Annotated in this window: 12 protein-coding genes; 6 read left to right on the forward strand and 6 right to left on the reverse strand. The window is 67.3% G+C overall.

Translation table 11 applies throughout. The features are described 5' to 3' along the window. Positions 1–226 precede the first annotated feature (226 nt). Positions 227–916: a metal-dependent transcriptional regulator gene (locus A5740_RS14755; RefSeq protein WP_076195201.1), complete on the forward strand. Its 690-nt coding sequence runs from the start codon at positions 227–229 to the stop codon at positions 914–916. 5 nt (positions 917–921) lie between these two features. On the opposite strand, the gene A5740_RS14760 is transcribed toward A5740_RS14755, so the two are convergent. Both A5740_RS14760 and A5740_RS14765 read right to left on the reverse strand, forming a co-directional pair. Beyond that, entirely contained in the window at positions 922–2,004 is a 1,083-nt protein-coding gene (locus A5740_RS14760) for a DUF4192 domain-containing protein (protein ID WP_076195202.1), read from the reverse strand. A gap of 117 nt (positions 2,005–2,121) precedes the next feature. Next, the gene (locus A5740_RS14765; RefSeq protein WP_076195289.1) at positions 2,122–2,943 is read right to left on the reverse strand and encodes a serine protease; all 822 of its coding nucleotides are present in this window, start codon (positions 2,941–2,943) and stop codon (positions 2,122–2,124) included. A gap of 170 nt (positions 2,944–3,113) precedes the next feature. Here A5740_RS14765 and A5740_RS14770 point away from each other — a divergent pair, with 170 nt between their 5' ends. The 3 genes from A5740_RS14770 (at position 3,114) to A5740_RS14780 (ending at position 5,961) form a co-directional block, all read left to right on the forward strand. Continuing rightward, a complete protein-coding gene (locus tag A5740_RS14770) occupies positions 3,114–4,136 on the forward strand; it encodes a proteasome assembly chaperone family protein (RefSeq protein WP_076195204.1) in 1,023 nt (340 codons plus the stop codon). A gap of 36 nt (positions 4,137–4,172) precedes the next feature. Then, positions 4,173–5,195, forward strand: a complete 1,023-nt coding sequence (locus A5740_RS14775) for an alpha/beta fold hydrolase (RefSeq protein WP_076195205.1) — start codon at positions 4,173–4,175, stop codon at positions 5,193–5,195. A gap of 79 nt (positions 5,196–5,274) precedes the next feature. After that, complete coding sequence (locus A5740_RS14780; protein WP_076195207.1) at positions 5,275–5,961, forward strand: PhzF family phenazine biosynthesis protein; 687 nt, start codon at positions 5,275–5,277, stop codon at positions 5,959–5,961. A 10-nt stretch (positions 5,962–5,971) separates the two neighbouring features. Here the strand turns inward: A5740_RS14780 and nrdR are convergent, their stop codons facing one another. After that, positions 5,972–6,427: a transcriptional regulator NrdR gene (nrdR, locus tag A5740_RS14785; RefSeq protein WP_019348288.1), complete on the reverse strand. Its 456-nt coding sequence runs from the start codon at positions 6,425–6,427 to the stop codon at positions 5,972–5,974. A gap of 164 nt (positions 6,428–6,591) precedes the next feature. Continuing rightward, positions 6,592–7,098: a LysM peptidoglycan-binding domain-containing protein gene (locus A5740_RS14790; RefSeq protein WP_139335141.1), complete on the reverse strand. Its 507-nt coding sequence runs from the start codon at positions 7,096–7,098 to the stop codon at positions 6,592–6,594. Positions 7,099–7,340: 242 nt separating this feature from the next. On the opposite strand from A5740_RS14790, the gene lexA reads away from it, so the two are divergent. Further along, a complete protein-coding gene (gene lexA, locus A5740_RS14795) occupies positions 7,341–8,066 on the forward strand; it encodes a transcriptional repressor LexA (RefSeq protein WP_076195208.1) in 726 nt (241 codons plus the stop codon). Positions 8,067–8,068: 2 nt separating this feature from the next. Here the strand turns inward: lexA and A5740_RS14800 are convergent, their stop codons facing one another. Together A5740_RS14800 and A5740_RS14805 are read right to left on the reverse strand one after the other, a co-directional pair. Further along, positions 8,069–10,432: an LGFP repeat-containing protein gene (locus A5740_RS14800; RefSeq protein WP_076195210.1), complete on the reverse strand. Its 2,364-nt coding sequence runs from the start codon at positions 10,430–10,432 to the stop codon at positions 8,069–8,071. A 178-nt stretch (positions 10,433–10,610) separates the two neighbouring features. Continuing rightward, on the reverse strand, positions 10,611–11,771 hold the full coding sequence (locus A5740_RS14805; RefSeq protein WP_076195211.1) for an acyl-CoA dehydrogenase family protein: 1,161 nt from the start codon (positions 11,769–11,771) through the stop codon (positions 10,611–10,613). A 102-nt stretch (positions 11,772–11,873) separates the two neighbouring features. Here A5740_RS14805 and A5740_RS14810 point away from each other — a divergent pair, with 102 nt between their 5' ends. Then, positions 11,874–14,162, forward strand: coding sequence for a molybdopterin-dependent oxidoreductase (locus A5740_RS14810; RefSeq protein WP_076195213.1), 2,289 nt, complete (start codon positions 11,874–11,876; stop codon positions 14,160–14,162). Positions 14,163–14,173 lie beyond the last annotated feature (11 nt).

Here is a 14,173-nt window from a genome sequence, read left to right on the forward strand (position 1 = left end):
CCCGCCCACGCTCCCCCCGGCCGCGCGCGGTCCCCCCCCCCCCGCCACCCCCCGCCCCCCCCCCCCCGCCCGCCCCCGGGGGGTTACCGCCGGGGCACGTCGCTTTTCGGGCGTGTCCTGGCGTTTCGCCGGGCAGGACCGGCGCCTCGACGCCCCGGTGATGCACCGCAGATCGACCGCCGAGAACGGTAGACTGTCGGTTGACGTTTGGGCTGGGAAGGCGCGCATGAACGATCTGGTCGACACCACCGAGATGTACCTGCGGACTATCTACGACCTCGAGGAAGAGGGCGTGGTGCCGCTGCGTGCGCGTATTGCCGAACGGCTCGACCAGAGCGGGCCGACGGTCAGCCAGACGGTGTCGCGGATGGAACGCGACGGCCTGCTGCACGTCGCGGGCGACCGGCACCTGGAGCTGACCGACAAGGGTCGTGCCCTCGCTGTCGCCGTGATGCGTAAGCACCGGCTCGCCGAACGGTTGTTGGTCGATGTGATCGGATTGCCGTGGGAGGACGTCCACGCCGAGGCCTGCCGCTGGGAACACGTGATGAGTGAGGACGTGGAGCGTCGGCTGGTTCAGGTGCTCGACAATCCGACCACCTCACCGTTCGGCAACCCCATCCCCGGCCTCGCCGATCTGGGTGTCGGCACGATCGGGATCGACGATGTCAGCCTCGTCCGGCTCACCGAGCTCCCGGTCGGGTTGCCGGTGGCCGTGGTGGTGCGCCAACTCACCGAGCACGTTCAGGGTGACACCGAGCTCATCGGCCGGCTCAAGGATGCCGGCGTGGTGCCCAATGCCAGGGTCACCGTGGAGGCCAACGACCACGGCGGCGTGATGATCGTGATCCCCGGGCATCAGCAGGTGGAACTGCCCCACCACATGGCACACGCGGTCCGCGTCGAGAAGGTCTGATTCCTTCAGCCCGCCCGCCGGCGCCACGTCCGGCGCGGCGGTAACTGCACGCCGAGTTGCTCGGCCATCCGATACCCGGTGATGGCGAGATCCCGGATTCGTTCGGGTCGCATCCCCGACTGCAAGGCGGTATCGAGCATTCCGGCCATCCGATGGGTCGGTCGGGCCTGTAGGGCAGCGTCCAACGACACCCCGGCCAATGGGCCGTCACCGCGGGCATACGCCGAAAAGGCGAGAAGAACAAGCGCTTCCACGCGCCACGGTTCGGGCAGAGTGCGAGCCAGCAATCCCCACAAAGCTTCGGCTTGCTCGGCGCATTCCCCGACTGCCAACGCGTAGAGCGTGTCCCGGACCCTGGGATCGGCCAGACCGAGCGCCAATTGCGCCAACTCGGCATGTGCCGGCGTCTGCCCCTCGGCCACCTGCAGGGCCGCAGCCATCACGGCCTCCACATCGCCACGCACATCGGCATCGGGACGGGAGTCCGGGCACCCCGGCCGTTGTGTGGCGAACGCCAACGACCGCTGCATCGATGCCGCCGCGACCGGATCCGGCTGGATCACCTGCAGCAGTTCCTCGCGGCTGGCGTAGAGCCGCCGGCCGTCCAGCACCGCGGCGGCCGCCAGCGGTGAGGCACCCGGATCATCGACGTATCCCGCCTCACCGCAGCCGTCGGCGCAGCGCCAGCGTCCACCTGCGGCCACCCGGTCCACGACGTGCGCGGCGTAGAGGTCGATGCCTACGGCGGCCAGGTCCTGGTCCAACATCAATGCCTGATCGCGGTAGCGGTCATCACAGCTCTGGCAGTCCGCGCTGTTTTCACAGCCGGCGTCCACGATGACCGCGATCACCGCGTCCGCTCCTGCCGCGTCCGCCAGTTCGGCCAGATGCTCGATGCGCTCGGCCATTTCGGTCATGTCGGTGCTCAGATCGGCGCGCATGACGCAACCCAACTCACCGCGGCTGACGGTGACGACGACGAGGCTCTGCTGCGGCACGAAGCCCAGAACCGGGGGGAGGGCGGCGATCAGCGCTCCCGGCTTGCTGAGGTGATAGTCGAATTGCGGGGTGGACGGTGGTGTTGTCATGGACCGACGGTGTCAACCGCGACCGTCATCCACCGCGACACCGCGGGGCCTCGGCGGGGTGGCTGGGGATGAATGCTGCGCTGGGGATAACCTGCGTGCGCTCAGCCGCTTCCGAAACTAGCAGTCCGAATCGAACGCCGCGGGCGCGGAATCGCCGTCTCCGCCGGCTTCGGCCCTGGCCAGCAGAGCCGCGATCCGCCCGTCGAATCGCGGTGAATAGGACACGTCGTCGTCACATCCACCGCCGTCGAGCCCGCCGACCAGTCCCGTCACCGTCGACCCGGAAACCCACGGCGCGCCGCTGAATCCGTCGGTGAGTCCGATACAGGCCAATGCCGGAAATCCCTGCGGCGACCACTCGGTCGCGCCGCGACAAGCCAGCGGGCTGCCACCCTCACCCATCGGGTAACCGGTCACCGTGACGGCGCTGCCTGCCTCCGGCGCCGAACCCAACGTCAGCCCGCCACCGGCGTCCGCCAGCAGGCTGGAGCCGGAACCGCCGGTCACCCGCACGATGGCGTAGTCGGCCTGCGGGTCCTGCCCGTCGGTCCAGCGTGGGTCGAGATAGACCGTGCTGACGTGCCACGTGTCACCTCCGCCCTCGCCGAAACCGGGTACGAACGTGGTGTCGACACCGTCGAGCAGGCAGTGCGCGGCGGTGAGGACGAGATCGCCGGTGGTGCTGTCCAGCACCGCGCCGCTGCAGGTGTGCATCGTGGTGTCGCCGAGGAACAGCGCTCCCACCCGCCGATCCGGCGTCACCGCCTCGGCTCCGGCGTGTGACAACGGATCCGCCGCGGCCGGTGGACGGCTCGGCGCCGCCGTCGGGCCCGTGGACTCGGCACCGACCGTCCGGCCGCCCGGCACGCCACAAGCCGCGACTCCCACGGCCAGCACGGCCGCGGCGACTGTGAGCTTTGCCATCGAGGTCGTGCGCATCATCGCAATCTTGCCTGATTGTGGGGATGTCCGTCGGAATGCCGCACACCACCGCGGGCGTTCGGACGCACAAATGGGGCGGATCGAACCCGCCACGTGGGTATGCGAGACACTGGATGGCACGGTGGTAGCCCGCCACAGCGTGTTACCGCAGTGAGGAGACGAGCGAGATGACCGACAGCACCGACACCCCCGACCAGCACTACCAGCCCGATCAGAGCGGCATGTACGAGCTTGAGTTCCCGGCGCCGCAGCTGTCGGCATCGGACGGCCGCGGGCCGGTGCTCATCCACGCCCTGGAGGGTTTCTCCGACGCCGGGCACGCGATCCGGCTCGCCGCCGAACACCTCAAGGACACCCTCGACACCGAACTCGTGGCGTCTTTTGCCATCGACGAGCTGCTCGACTACCGGTCGCGCCGGCCATTGATGACCTTCAAGACCGACCACTTCACCAGCTATGACGAACCCGAGCTGAACCTGTACGCGCTCCACGACGGGCTCGGTACACCGTTTCTGTTGTTGGCCGGCCTGGAGCCGGACCTGCGCTGGGAGCGCTTCATCACCGCGGTCCGGCTTCTGGCCGAGCAGCTGGGGGTGCGGCAGGTGATCGGGCTGGGCACGATTCCGATGGCAGTGCCGCACACGCGCCCGGTCATGCTGACCGCGCATGCCAACAACAAGGAACTGATCACGGATCACACCCCGTGGGTCGGCGAAATCCAGGTTCCGGCGAGTGTTTCCAATCTGCTCGAGTATCGGATGGCTCAGCACGGCCACGAGGTGGTGGGGTACACCGTGCACGTGCCGCACTACCTGGCGCAGACCGCCTACCCGCCGGCCGCCGAGGCGCTGCTCGCCGAGGTCGCGCGCACCGGTTCGCTACAGCTGCCGTTGGAGAAACTGTCCGAGGCCGGCGCCGAGGTGTACGGCAAAATCAACGAGCAGGTAGAGGCCAGCGCCGAAGTCGCTCAAGTGGTGACGGGGTTGGAGCGCCAGTACGATGCGTTCGTTGCCGCACAGGAGAATCGGTCTCTGCTCGCGCATGACGAGGACCTGCCCAGTGGCGACGAACTCGGAGCGGAGTTCGAACGCTTTCTCGCCCAAGAGGCCGACAAGCACAAAGAGGACAAATACAAGGACGGACGAGACGGCTTCGGCGAGGGATTCCCGAACGGCGACACCCACTCCTAGGCGCCCGCGCGCGGGCCGAGAGCGAGGTTGACCAGCATGACCGAGCGCAAACCGAATCTGCGGCCCGTTCGCGAGCTCACCCCGACGCTCGAATACCGCACGATCCACGGCTACCGGCGGGCGTTCCGGGTGGCCGGCTCCGGACCGGCCATCCTCTTGATCCACGGCATCGGTGACAACTCCACCACCTGGCATTCGGTGCAGTCGACGCTGGCGCAGCGATTCACGGTGATCGCGCCGGACCTGCTCGGCCACGGCAGCTCAGACAAGCCGCGGGCGGATTACTCGGTGGCCGCCTATGCCAACGGCATGCGCGATCTGCTCAGCGTGCTCGACATCGACCGGGTGACCGTCGTCGGCCACTCGCTGGGCGGTGGTGTCGCCATGCAGTTCGCGTATCAGTTCCCGCAGTTGGTGGACCGGCTCATCCTGGTGGGTGCCGGCGGGGTGACCAAGGATGTGAATGCGGCGTTGCGGGTCGCGTCACTGCCCATGGGCACTGAAGCCCTGGCCCTGCTGCGCCTGCCGCTGGTACTCCCCACCTTGCAACTGGTGGGCCGCGCGGCTGGGTCGTTGCTGGGTTCCACCGGGCTGGGCCGCGACATCCCCGACATGTTGCGCATCCTGGCCGATCTGCCCGAGCCGACGGCCTCGTCGGCATTCGCCCGGACCCTGCGCGCCGTAGTGGATTGGCGAGGGCAGGTGGTCACCATGCTGGACCGCTGTTACCTGACCGAATCGGTTCCGGTCCAATTGATCTGGGGTGAGTGCGATTCGGTCATCCCCGTCAGCCACGCCGAGATGGCACACGCCGCAATGCCCGGTTCTCGGTTGGAGATCTTCGCTGGGTCCGGGCATTTTCCGTTCCACGACGACCCTGACCGCTTCGTCGAGGTGGTCGAGCGCTTCATCGATTCCACCGAACCCTCGGTCTACGACCAGGATCGGTTGCGTCATCTGCTGCGCGCGGGATTGAGCGAATCGGTGATCAGCGGGCCGTTCGACACGCAGGTTGCCGTGCTCGACGCCATGGGCACCGACGAGCGCAGCGCGACCTGATGAGGGTGGCGTGGCGGTCCGCCGGTGACGCCACCACGGTCCACCCAGACCACGAGCGCGGCCACGTAGCATCGGGGCTATGGCCATCGACGTCACCGTGTTGCGGGTGTTCACCGACTCCGAAGGCAAGCACGGCAATCCGCTCGGTGTGATCGACAACAGCACCGTCGCGCCGACCGACCGTCAGCGCATCGCCACCGAATTGGGTTACAGCGAAACCGTATTCGTCGATCTGCCACAGCCGGGCGCGAACTCTGCGCAGGCACGCATCTTCACACCTGTCGCCGAGATGCCGTTCGCCGGCCACCCCACCGTGGGGGCCTCCTGGTGGCTGCGTGAACTCGGGCGGCCCGTCAACACCCTGCAGGTGCCCGCAGGGATCGTTCAGGTCGCTTACGACGGCGAGTTGGCCGCGGTCAGTGCGCGTTCGGAGTGGGCACCGGAATTCGCCATCCATGACCTGACCTCCACCGACGAGCTCTTCGCCGCCAGAGCCGACGACTACGCCGACGACGTCGAGAACTATCTGTGGACCTGGCTGGATCGGGATCGAGGCGTACTGCGGTCGCGGATGTTCGCCGCGCACCTGGGCATTGCCGAAGACGAGGCCACGGGTTCAGCCGCGGTGCGCATGACCGACTATCTCAGCCGCGACCTGACGATCATCCAGGGCAAGGGTTCGGTGATCGAAACCCGATGGAGCGCGGAGGGCTGGGTCCGTGTGGCCGGACGGGTTGTCAACGACGGCACCACGCAAGTGGGCTGACTGTCCTGAATTACGCCTCGGCGCGGTGAGCCCGCAGCGCCTCGATCTCACGTTCGAAGTCTTCGGCTGACGAGAACGAGCGGTACACCGAGGCGAATCGCAAATAGGCAACCTCGTCGAGTTCGCGCAACGGGCCCAGGATCGCCAATCCGACCTCGTGGCTGGGAATCTCGGGGGTGCCGAGGCCACGCACCGCGTCCTCGACCTTCTGCGCCAGCACGTTGAGCGCGTCATCGTCGACCTGTCGGCCCTGGCAGGATCGGCGTACGCCGCGGATGACCTTCTCACGGCTGAACGGCTCGGTCACCCCACTGCGCTTGACCACCGCCAGCACCGCCGTCTCGACGGTGGTGAATCGACGGCCGCACTCTGGGCAGGACCGTCGCCGCCGAATCGCCTGGCCTTCGTCCGTCTCGCGGGAATCGACCACACGCGAGTCGGGATGACGGCAGAACGGACAATGCATTACCGCTCCTTCGTCATGCTGCCGGACAACTAGTTCGAGCGCCCTTGAGCGTACCCGCGCTGCCCTCGGCAGGTTCACCGCCGGGTCCAGTGGCGTGTAGGTGATCACGCCGGGGCGGGCCAGTGTGGCTGCCTGCCAGGATGATTCAGCGGACATCCCGCTGCTCAACCAACCGGGGCGAGCAGGGTCTGCCCGGCGTCGACCGCCGACGATTCGAGCTGGTTCAGATCGCGAATCTGCTCGACCACGCGCGATACCGGAGCGTCCGGGGCTACTCGCCGAGCCACCTGCTGCAGTGTCTCGCCGGTTTTGACCTGGACTACCGCCAGTTCGGCCGCGGCCGGAGCTTCGTCGCCCCTCACCCCACCGAGTTGTGCCACCAGGCCCAGCCAGACCGTGATACCGGCGGCCACCAGCGCCAACAGCACCGTGGTGACCGGTGTGATCGGACGGCTGCGGTGCGAGGCACGCGACATCAGGACACCGGTGCCCCGGTAGTGGACCGCGCCCGCGGCCGGCCGAGACGGCGCCGGACGCTGGACCCGGCGCAATGGTCGGGGCGCCGCGGCACCGAACTGGGCACGGCCGCGGGACAGCTGCGGATGGGACGGGGCCCCAGCAGCACGAACAGCGCGGGAACGGCTTTCGGCGGGGATATCGATGATCGCCATCTGTCTGCCTTTCGAGTGACAACTTTCGCTCTTGTGTTCGAATATAGTCGCTCACATGTTCGATGAATAGAACGTGTGATCGAACTGTTGCCAAACGATATGACGGACCACCGACACGTTTTCGGGCCGCGAGGCATTGCAGGCTCCCGATCGCGCCGTCCGCCGCGGTCGGGCAGCGGCCCCCGCGACACGCGTCGAACACATGTTTGATTAATGTTCGAACAAGGACTAGATTCGCCCTCATGAGCGACGACCTCAGCAGGGACGGCAGCACCGAAACCCCGGCGGGCTCCGAGGGCGCGAGTCCACGCCGCGCCGCCGACACCGGCCTCACCGACCGGCAACGGACCATCCTCGACGTCATCCGCGCCTCGGTGACCAGTCGTGGCTATCCGCCCAGCATCCGCGAGATCGGAGACGCGGTAGGTCTCACCTCGACGTCCTCGGTCGCGCATCAACTGCGCACCCTCGAACGCAAGGGCTACCTGCGCCGCGACCCCAACCGCCCCCGAGCGGTCGACGTTCGCGCCGCCGATGATCCGGCGGCCACCCCGCTCGTCTCCACCGACGTGGCCGGCTCGGATGCGCTACCCGAACCGACGTTCGTCCCGGTGCTCGGGCGCATTGCCGCGGGCGGACCCATCTTGGCCGAGCAGGCGGTCGAAGACGTCTTCCCGCTCCCCCGCGAACTCGTCGGTGAGGGCTCGCTGTTCTTGCTGAAGGTCGTCGGCGACTCGATGGTCGACGCGGCGATCTGCGACGGCGACTGGGTGGTGGTTCGCCAGCAGAGCGTGGCCGACAACGGCGACATCGTGGCCGCCATGATCGACGGCGAGGCCACCGTCAAGACGTTCAAGCGGACCCGCGGTCAGGTCTGGCTGATGCCCCACAACCCGGCATACGACCCGATCCCGGGCAACGACGCGGCCGTGCTCGGCAAGGTCGTCACCGTGATCCGCAAGATCTGAGCTCAGTCCGCTCGCACGAATCCGTTCGTGCGAGCGAACTCCTCGCTGGCGAACCAGATCTCGGCCACCGCATCGTCGTACTCGCTGCTGTCAGGTGACCAGTACTGGCCAGACTTGGTGTCCGCCTTGATCGGATAGCCCTCAGGGGCGCGGTTGGGATCATCCAACGGCAGGTGGATCGCCGTCACTGCCGGCACCTCGTCGAGTTCGATGGCAGCGTGACGCCCGCTGTGAGCCTCACCGCCGTAGGCCTCGGCATGGGTGATCACCCGGGTCGGCGCAGTATCCACATTGTCCTGATCACCGGACAATCCGAAATCCCCAGGAATCGGGAAGCCGACCGGGGCACGCGGGCCGTCGGTCGGGCCGGCGAATGCGCCGGTGTCGACGAGGTCCTCGTCCTCGAGTTCAGCCTCGACATCGTCGTCGGCGTCGCCTTCGGCGACTTCCTCGAATTCCGCGTCGATGGGCGTGTCGAGGTCCTCGTGCTCGAGACCCTGGCGCCCGAGATCCCGGTGGTCCAGATCCCGGTGGTCGAGATCCTCGTCGTCGAGATCCTCATCGTCGAGGTCGTCGTCTTCGAAATCATCACCTTCGAAGTCGTCGTCGAAATCGTCACCGTCGCGGTAGTCGTCGAAACCCTGTTCCGGACTTGCCAGTTGCGAAGAGTCCTCCGGCGGTTCCTCTTCGTCATCCGGGGCGCCGTATCCGGGCGACGACTGCGGTGCCGCCCATTGACTGACCGGCATCGCGATATCGGTGGGACCGTCGTAGGGAGACGTCGCGGGACCCGTCGATTCGTCCACCGGCCCGCTGAATCTTGCCGTCGCGGCCTCACCGCCATAGGCGGCGTCCGGCTCGTCCCGGTAGTCGTCCCGGAAATCGTCGTGGTCGTATCCGTGCGACTCGTAGCGCCCTTCGCCATAACGATCCTCGTCGTACGGCGACCCGCCGTGATCGTCGTCGTACTCGTCATCGAAGGGATCATGGTCGAACTCGTCGTCGCCACCGGCGCGTCGCCGGTGCCACAGCGCCGCCCCGACAATCAGCGCGGCGAGCAGCAGAACCGGAACCACGGCGATCAGCCACCACCAGCTCCAGTGCCAACTGAACGGCTTGTCGGAATCCGCAGCCGCCGCGGGCGGGGCCCCGGCCGGCTGTTCGATGCCGGGCACCTGCAGCCCACTCAACTCGGCGGCGAGGTTGGCGGGTTCGGTGGTGAACTTGTTGGCGGAACGATCCCAGGAGATGGCTCCCCCGCTGAATCGCTGCGTGATGACGGTGCCGTCCTCGGTCTGGTCGGCCATCGGGGCGCCGAGCTCACCCTTGGCTCCCCCGAGCTTGTCCCAGGCTGCCTTCATCGCGCCCCGGACGATCACCGCACCGTAGTCGGGGGTCCAGAAGATCACCGGATTGTCGGCAGCGGCGAAGGTGCTGATCCGGCTGTTCGGCCCCAGACCGCCTTCTGCCTCGCTGGCCGTCGGGAAGCCCAGATCACCCTCGGGGCCGCCGACGCTCTCGTACTTCTCCAGAAGCTGACCGGTGATGGCGTTGGCGCCGGTGGCGGGGCTGTAGAAGATCTTGCCGCCGGCGAAGTTCTGGCCCACCCCGCTGTCGCCGATCGGGTACTGGTCACCGTCCTTGGCACCCAGCGGTCCCATCGCGCCACCGGCCGCCCGGCGCGCCATGGCGATCGCCGAGGCCGGATCCGACGGCACGTCCAGACCAGCGAGTTGATCCGCCAGCTCGGGCGGCGTGGTGGTGAACGCCTTGGTCTTGCGGTTCCAGGAAATCGCCCCGCCGGTGAACTTCTGCGAGTTCACATCCCCGTCGAAAGACTCATCCTCGGCAGGAACGCCCAGCACCCCGGCCGAGCCACCGAGCTTGTCCCACGCGGCATTGACCGCACCGCGCACCACGTGGGCGCCGGTACCCGGCGTCCAGAAGATCACCGGATTGTCGGGTGCGCTGAATGTCGAGTTGCGGCTGTCCGGAGCCCGTCCGGGTCCCTCGTCGATGGTCGGAAATCCCAGGTCACTGTCGGCCGGGCCGCCCAGAGACTCGTACTTCTCCAGGATCGCGCCCTGCATGAAGTGCGCGCCGGTCGCCGGGGTGAAGAACATCTTGCCCCCGGAGAAGTTTTGCGCGAAGCCCGAACCCGCCGCAGACACGTCGCCCTGGCGTGGCCCGAGCGGGCCGCCATCGCCGCCGCTGGCCTCCCAGGCGGCGGTGATCGCGGCGTCGGCATCCGACTCCGGGGTGGCCGAGGCCACCGCGGGCAGCATCAAACCAGCGACTACGAATGCGAGCAGGCCGACCGCCAACCGCCATACGGCCGCGTTCAGCCTTGCTCCCGGCCTAGTCATGCGCCCTCCCCGCTCGTTCGGCAAAGTTTTCTTGGAAATGTCCCGCCCGACAACTCTGCTTCAGCACGTGACGATAACCAAGGGACGTGGCCGAGCTCGGCCAAAAAAGCCGCAATATCTGGGTCAAATGGTCCAAAATCGGGCGGTTTGGGCTTCCGGCGGGGCCGAACGTGGGTTTTCAGACGCCCAGACTGCGTCCGATGATCTCCTTCATGATCTCGGTGGTGCCGCCGTAAATCGTCTGCACCCGCGCATCGAGGTAAGCCCGGGCGACCGGGTACTCACGCATATAGCCGTAACCGCCGTGCAGCTGCAGGCAGCGGTCGATGAGGTCGACCTGCTTCTCGGTGGAGTACCACTTGGCCATCGCGGCCTGTTCCACGGTGAGCTTCTCGTCGAGATGCAACCGGAGGAACTCGTCGACCATCATCCGGACCACGGTGGCCTCGGTGGCCAACTCGGCGAGCAGGAACCGGCTGTTCTGGAAGCTGCCGATGGGCTTGCCGAACGCCTTGCGCTCCTTGGTGTACTGCACGGTCTGCTCCAGCACCGACTCCATCGCCGCGGCGGCCATGATGGCGATCGAGATGCGCTCCTGCGGCAGGTTCTGCATCAGGTAGACGAAACCCTGGCCTTCCTCGCCGAGCAGGTTCTCGACGGGCACCTTGACGTCGGTGAACGACAACTCGGCGGTGTCCTGGGCGTCCAGTCCGATCTTGTCCAGGTGCCGGCCCCGTTCGAAGCCCTCCATGCCCCGCTCGACGACGAGCAGAGAGAAGCCCAGCGCACCCTTCTCGGGGTCGGTCTGAGCTACGACGATCACCAGATCGGAGTGGATGCCGTTGGTGATGAACGTCTTCGAGCCGTTGAGCACGTAGTGATCGCCATCGCGGACGGCCCGGGTCTTGATGCCCTGCAGGTCGCTGCCGGTACCGGGTTCGGTCATTGCGATCGCCGTGATCAATTCGCCCGTGCAGAACTTGGGTAGCCAGCGCTGCTTCTGCTCGTCGTTGGCGAGCCGGAGCAGATACGGCGCGACGACATCGTTGTGCAGGCTGAAGCCGATGCCGCTGTACCGGCCTGCCACGGTCTCTTCGCAGACGATCGTGTTGTAGCGGAAGTCGGCATTACCACCGCCGCCGTACTCCTCGGGCACCGCCATGCCGAGAAAGCCCTGCTTGCCGGCCTCGAGCCAGACCCCGCGGTCGACGATTTTGTCTTTTTCCCACTGGTCGTGGAACGGCGCGACGTGGCGTTCCAAGAAAGCCCGGTACGACTCGCGGAACAGCTCGTGCTCGGGCTCGAACAACGTACGGTCGTACTTCACAACACTGCCCATGGGGTGATACCTCCGGTACCGGTTACGTGGTTGTGGCCAACCTATACCAACTGGATGGTTGGGCCGCTCGGGGCCTGCCAGAGTCGCCCGTAAACTCTGGCCATGCCCCGGTCCACCACCAGCCTTGCGCACTGGGGCGCTTTCACCGCCGCTGTCGACGCGGGCGACATCGCCAGGGTCACGCCGATGGCCGGTGACGCCAATCCCTCGCCACTTTTGGGAAATCTGCCGGGTTCGATCCGGCACCGCTCCCGCATCGCCGGTCCCGCCGTGCGACGCGGCTGGCTGCGCGACGGCCCGGGGCCCAGCACCGAACGCGGCGCCGACGAATACGTCGCCCTGTCCTGGGACGAGTTGACCGAGGTTCTGGCCGACGAACTGCGCCGCGTCGTGGACACCTACGGCAACGAAGCCATCTACGGCGGCTCGTACGGCTGGGCCAGCGCCGGCCGCTTCCACCACGCCCAGAGCCAGGTGCACCGCTTTCTGAAGATGCTCGGCGGTTACACGTCCTCGCGTCATTCCTACAGCTTGGGCGCGACCGGCGTGATCATGCCTCGGGTGGTCGGCACCCATGACGACCTGTTCAAACGCTCCACCGCGTGGGACGTCATCGCCGAACACACCGACCTTCTGGTGTGCTTCGGCGGCCTTGCCCTCAAGAACACCGGCATCAACCACGGCGGTACCACCGGCCATCCGGCGCGCGACGCGCTACACCGGTTCCGTGCCCGCGGCGGGCAGATCGTCTCGCTGAGCCCACTGCGCGACGATGTCGACGGCGATTGCCAGTGGCTGGCGCCGATCCCGGGCACCGATGTGGCGGTGATGCTGGCGCTGGCCTACGTGTTGGTCACCGAGGGTTTGGCCGACCTCGATTTTCTGGACACCTACTGCACCGGCTATCCGCGGTTCGAACGGTACGTCCTGGGCCGCGACGACGGCATCGCCAAGACCCCGCAGTGGGCATCGGCGCTCAGCGGATTGCCGGCCGAGGAGCTGCGGTCGCTGGCCCGGCGGATGGCCGCCGCGCGCAGCCTGGTCACGGTCAGCTGGTCGCTGCAACGGGTGCGTCACGGTGAGCAGGCGCCCTGGATGGGTCTGACCCTGGCCGCCATGCTGGGTCAGATCGGCTTGCCGGGCGGCGGTTTCGGGCACGGCTACGGATCGATGAACGAGCCGGGTCTGGCACCGCTGCAGTGTCGCCTGCCGGTCCTGCCACAGGGGCTCAATCCGATCCAGACGTTCATCCCGGTCGCGGCGGTCAGCGATATGTTGCTGCACCCGGGTGAGCCGTTCGACTACAACGGCCTGCAGCTCAGATATCCCGAAATCAAATGCGTGTACTGGTCCGGCGGCAACCCGTTCCACCATCACCAGAACATCCCGCGGCTGCGCCGCGCCCTGGCACGGGTGGACACCATCGTGGTGCACGACCCGTACTGGACAGCGATGGCCAAACACGCCGACATCGTGGTGCCCTCGACCACCGCCTACGAGCGCGAGGACTATTCGGGGTCTCGCAACGATCCCCTGCTCGTGGCCATGCGGGCGCTGGCGCCGCCGTACGCGGATTCCCGCGACGACTACACCACCTTCTCGGCCCTGGCCGAGCGGCTGGGTTTCGGCGAGCAGTTCACCGAGGGCCGCACCGCCCGTGAGTGGCTGGTGCACATGTACGAGAAGTGGGCTGCCGTTCTGGATTTCGAGGTTCCGGAGTTCGACGCGTTCTGGGCCGCGGGCCAGTTGCGGCTGCCCACCGAGCCCGGGTTGACCCTGCTCGCCGATTTCCGCGCCGACCCGATCGGGCACCGACTCGGCACGCCGAGCGGACGCATCGAGATCTTCTCGGCCGACATCGACGGTTTCGGTTATCCCGACTGCGCCGGGCACCCCCGGTGGTACGAACCGACCGAGTGGCTCGGCGGCGAACGTGCCAAGACCTATCCGTTGCATCTGCTGGCGAATCAACCCGCGAGCCGTTTACACAGTCAACTCGACGGCGGTGCCACCAGCCAGTCCTCGAAAGTGCAAGGCCGCGAACCGATCCGGATCCATCCGGCCGACGCGTCGGCGCGTGGACTCTCCGACGGCGACGTGGTGCGGGTGTTCAATGATCGCGGGTCGTGCCTGGCCGGGGTGGTGATCGACGCCCGGCTGCGCCCCGCGGTGGTACAGCTGGCCACCGGGGCGTGGTTCGACCCGGCGAATCCGGCCGATCCCGATGCCATGTGCGTGCACGGCAACCCTAACGTACTCACCGAGGATATCGGCACCTCGGCGCTGGCACGCGGTTGCACCGGCGCGCATGTCCTGGTGCAGGTGGAGAAGTTCGACGGAACCCCGCCCCCGGTCCGGGCCCACCGACCGCCTTCCATCATCCCTCGGTAAAGCGTTGCACG

Origin of the sequence: Mycobacterium sp. GA-1841 (genome assembly GCF_001954135.1) — a bacterium.
In the GTDB taxonomy this organism is placed as follows: Bacteria; Actinomycetota; Actinomycetes; order Mycobacteriales; family Mycobacteriaceae; genus Mycobacterium.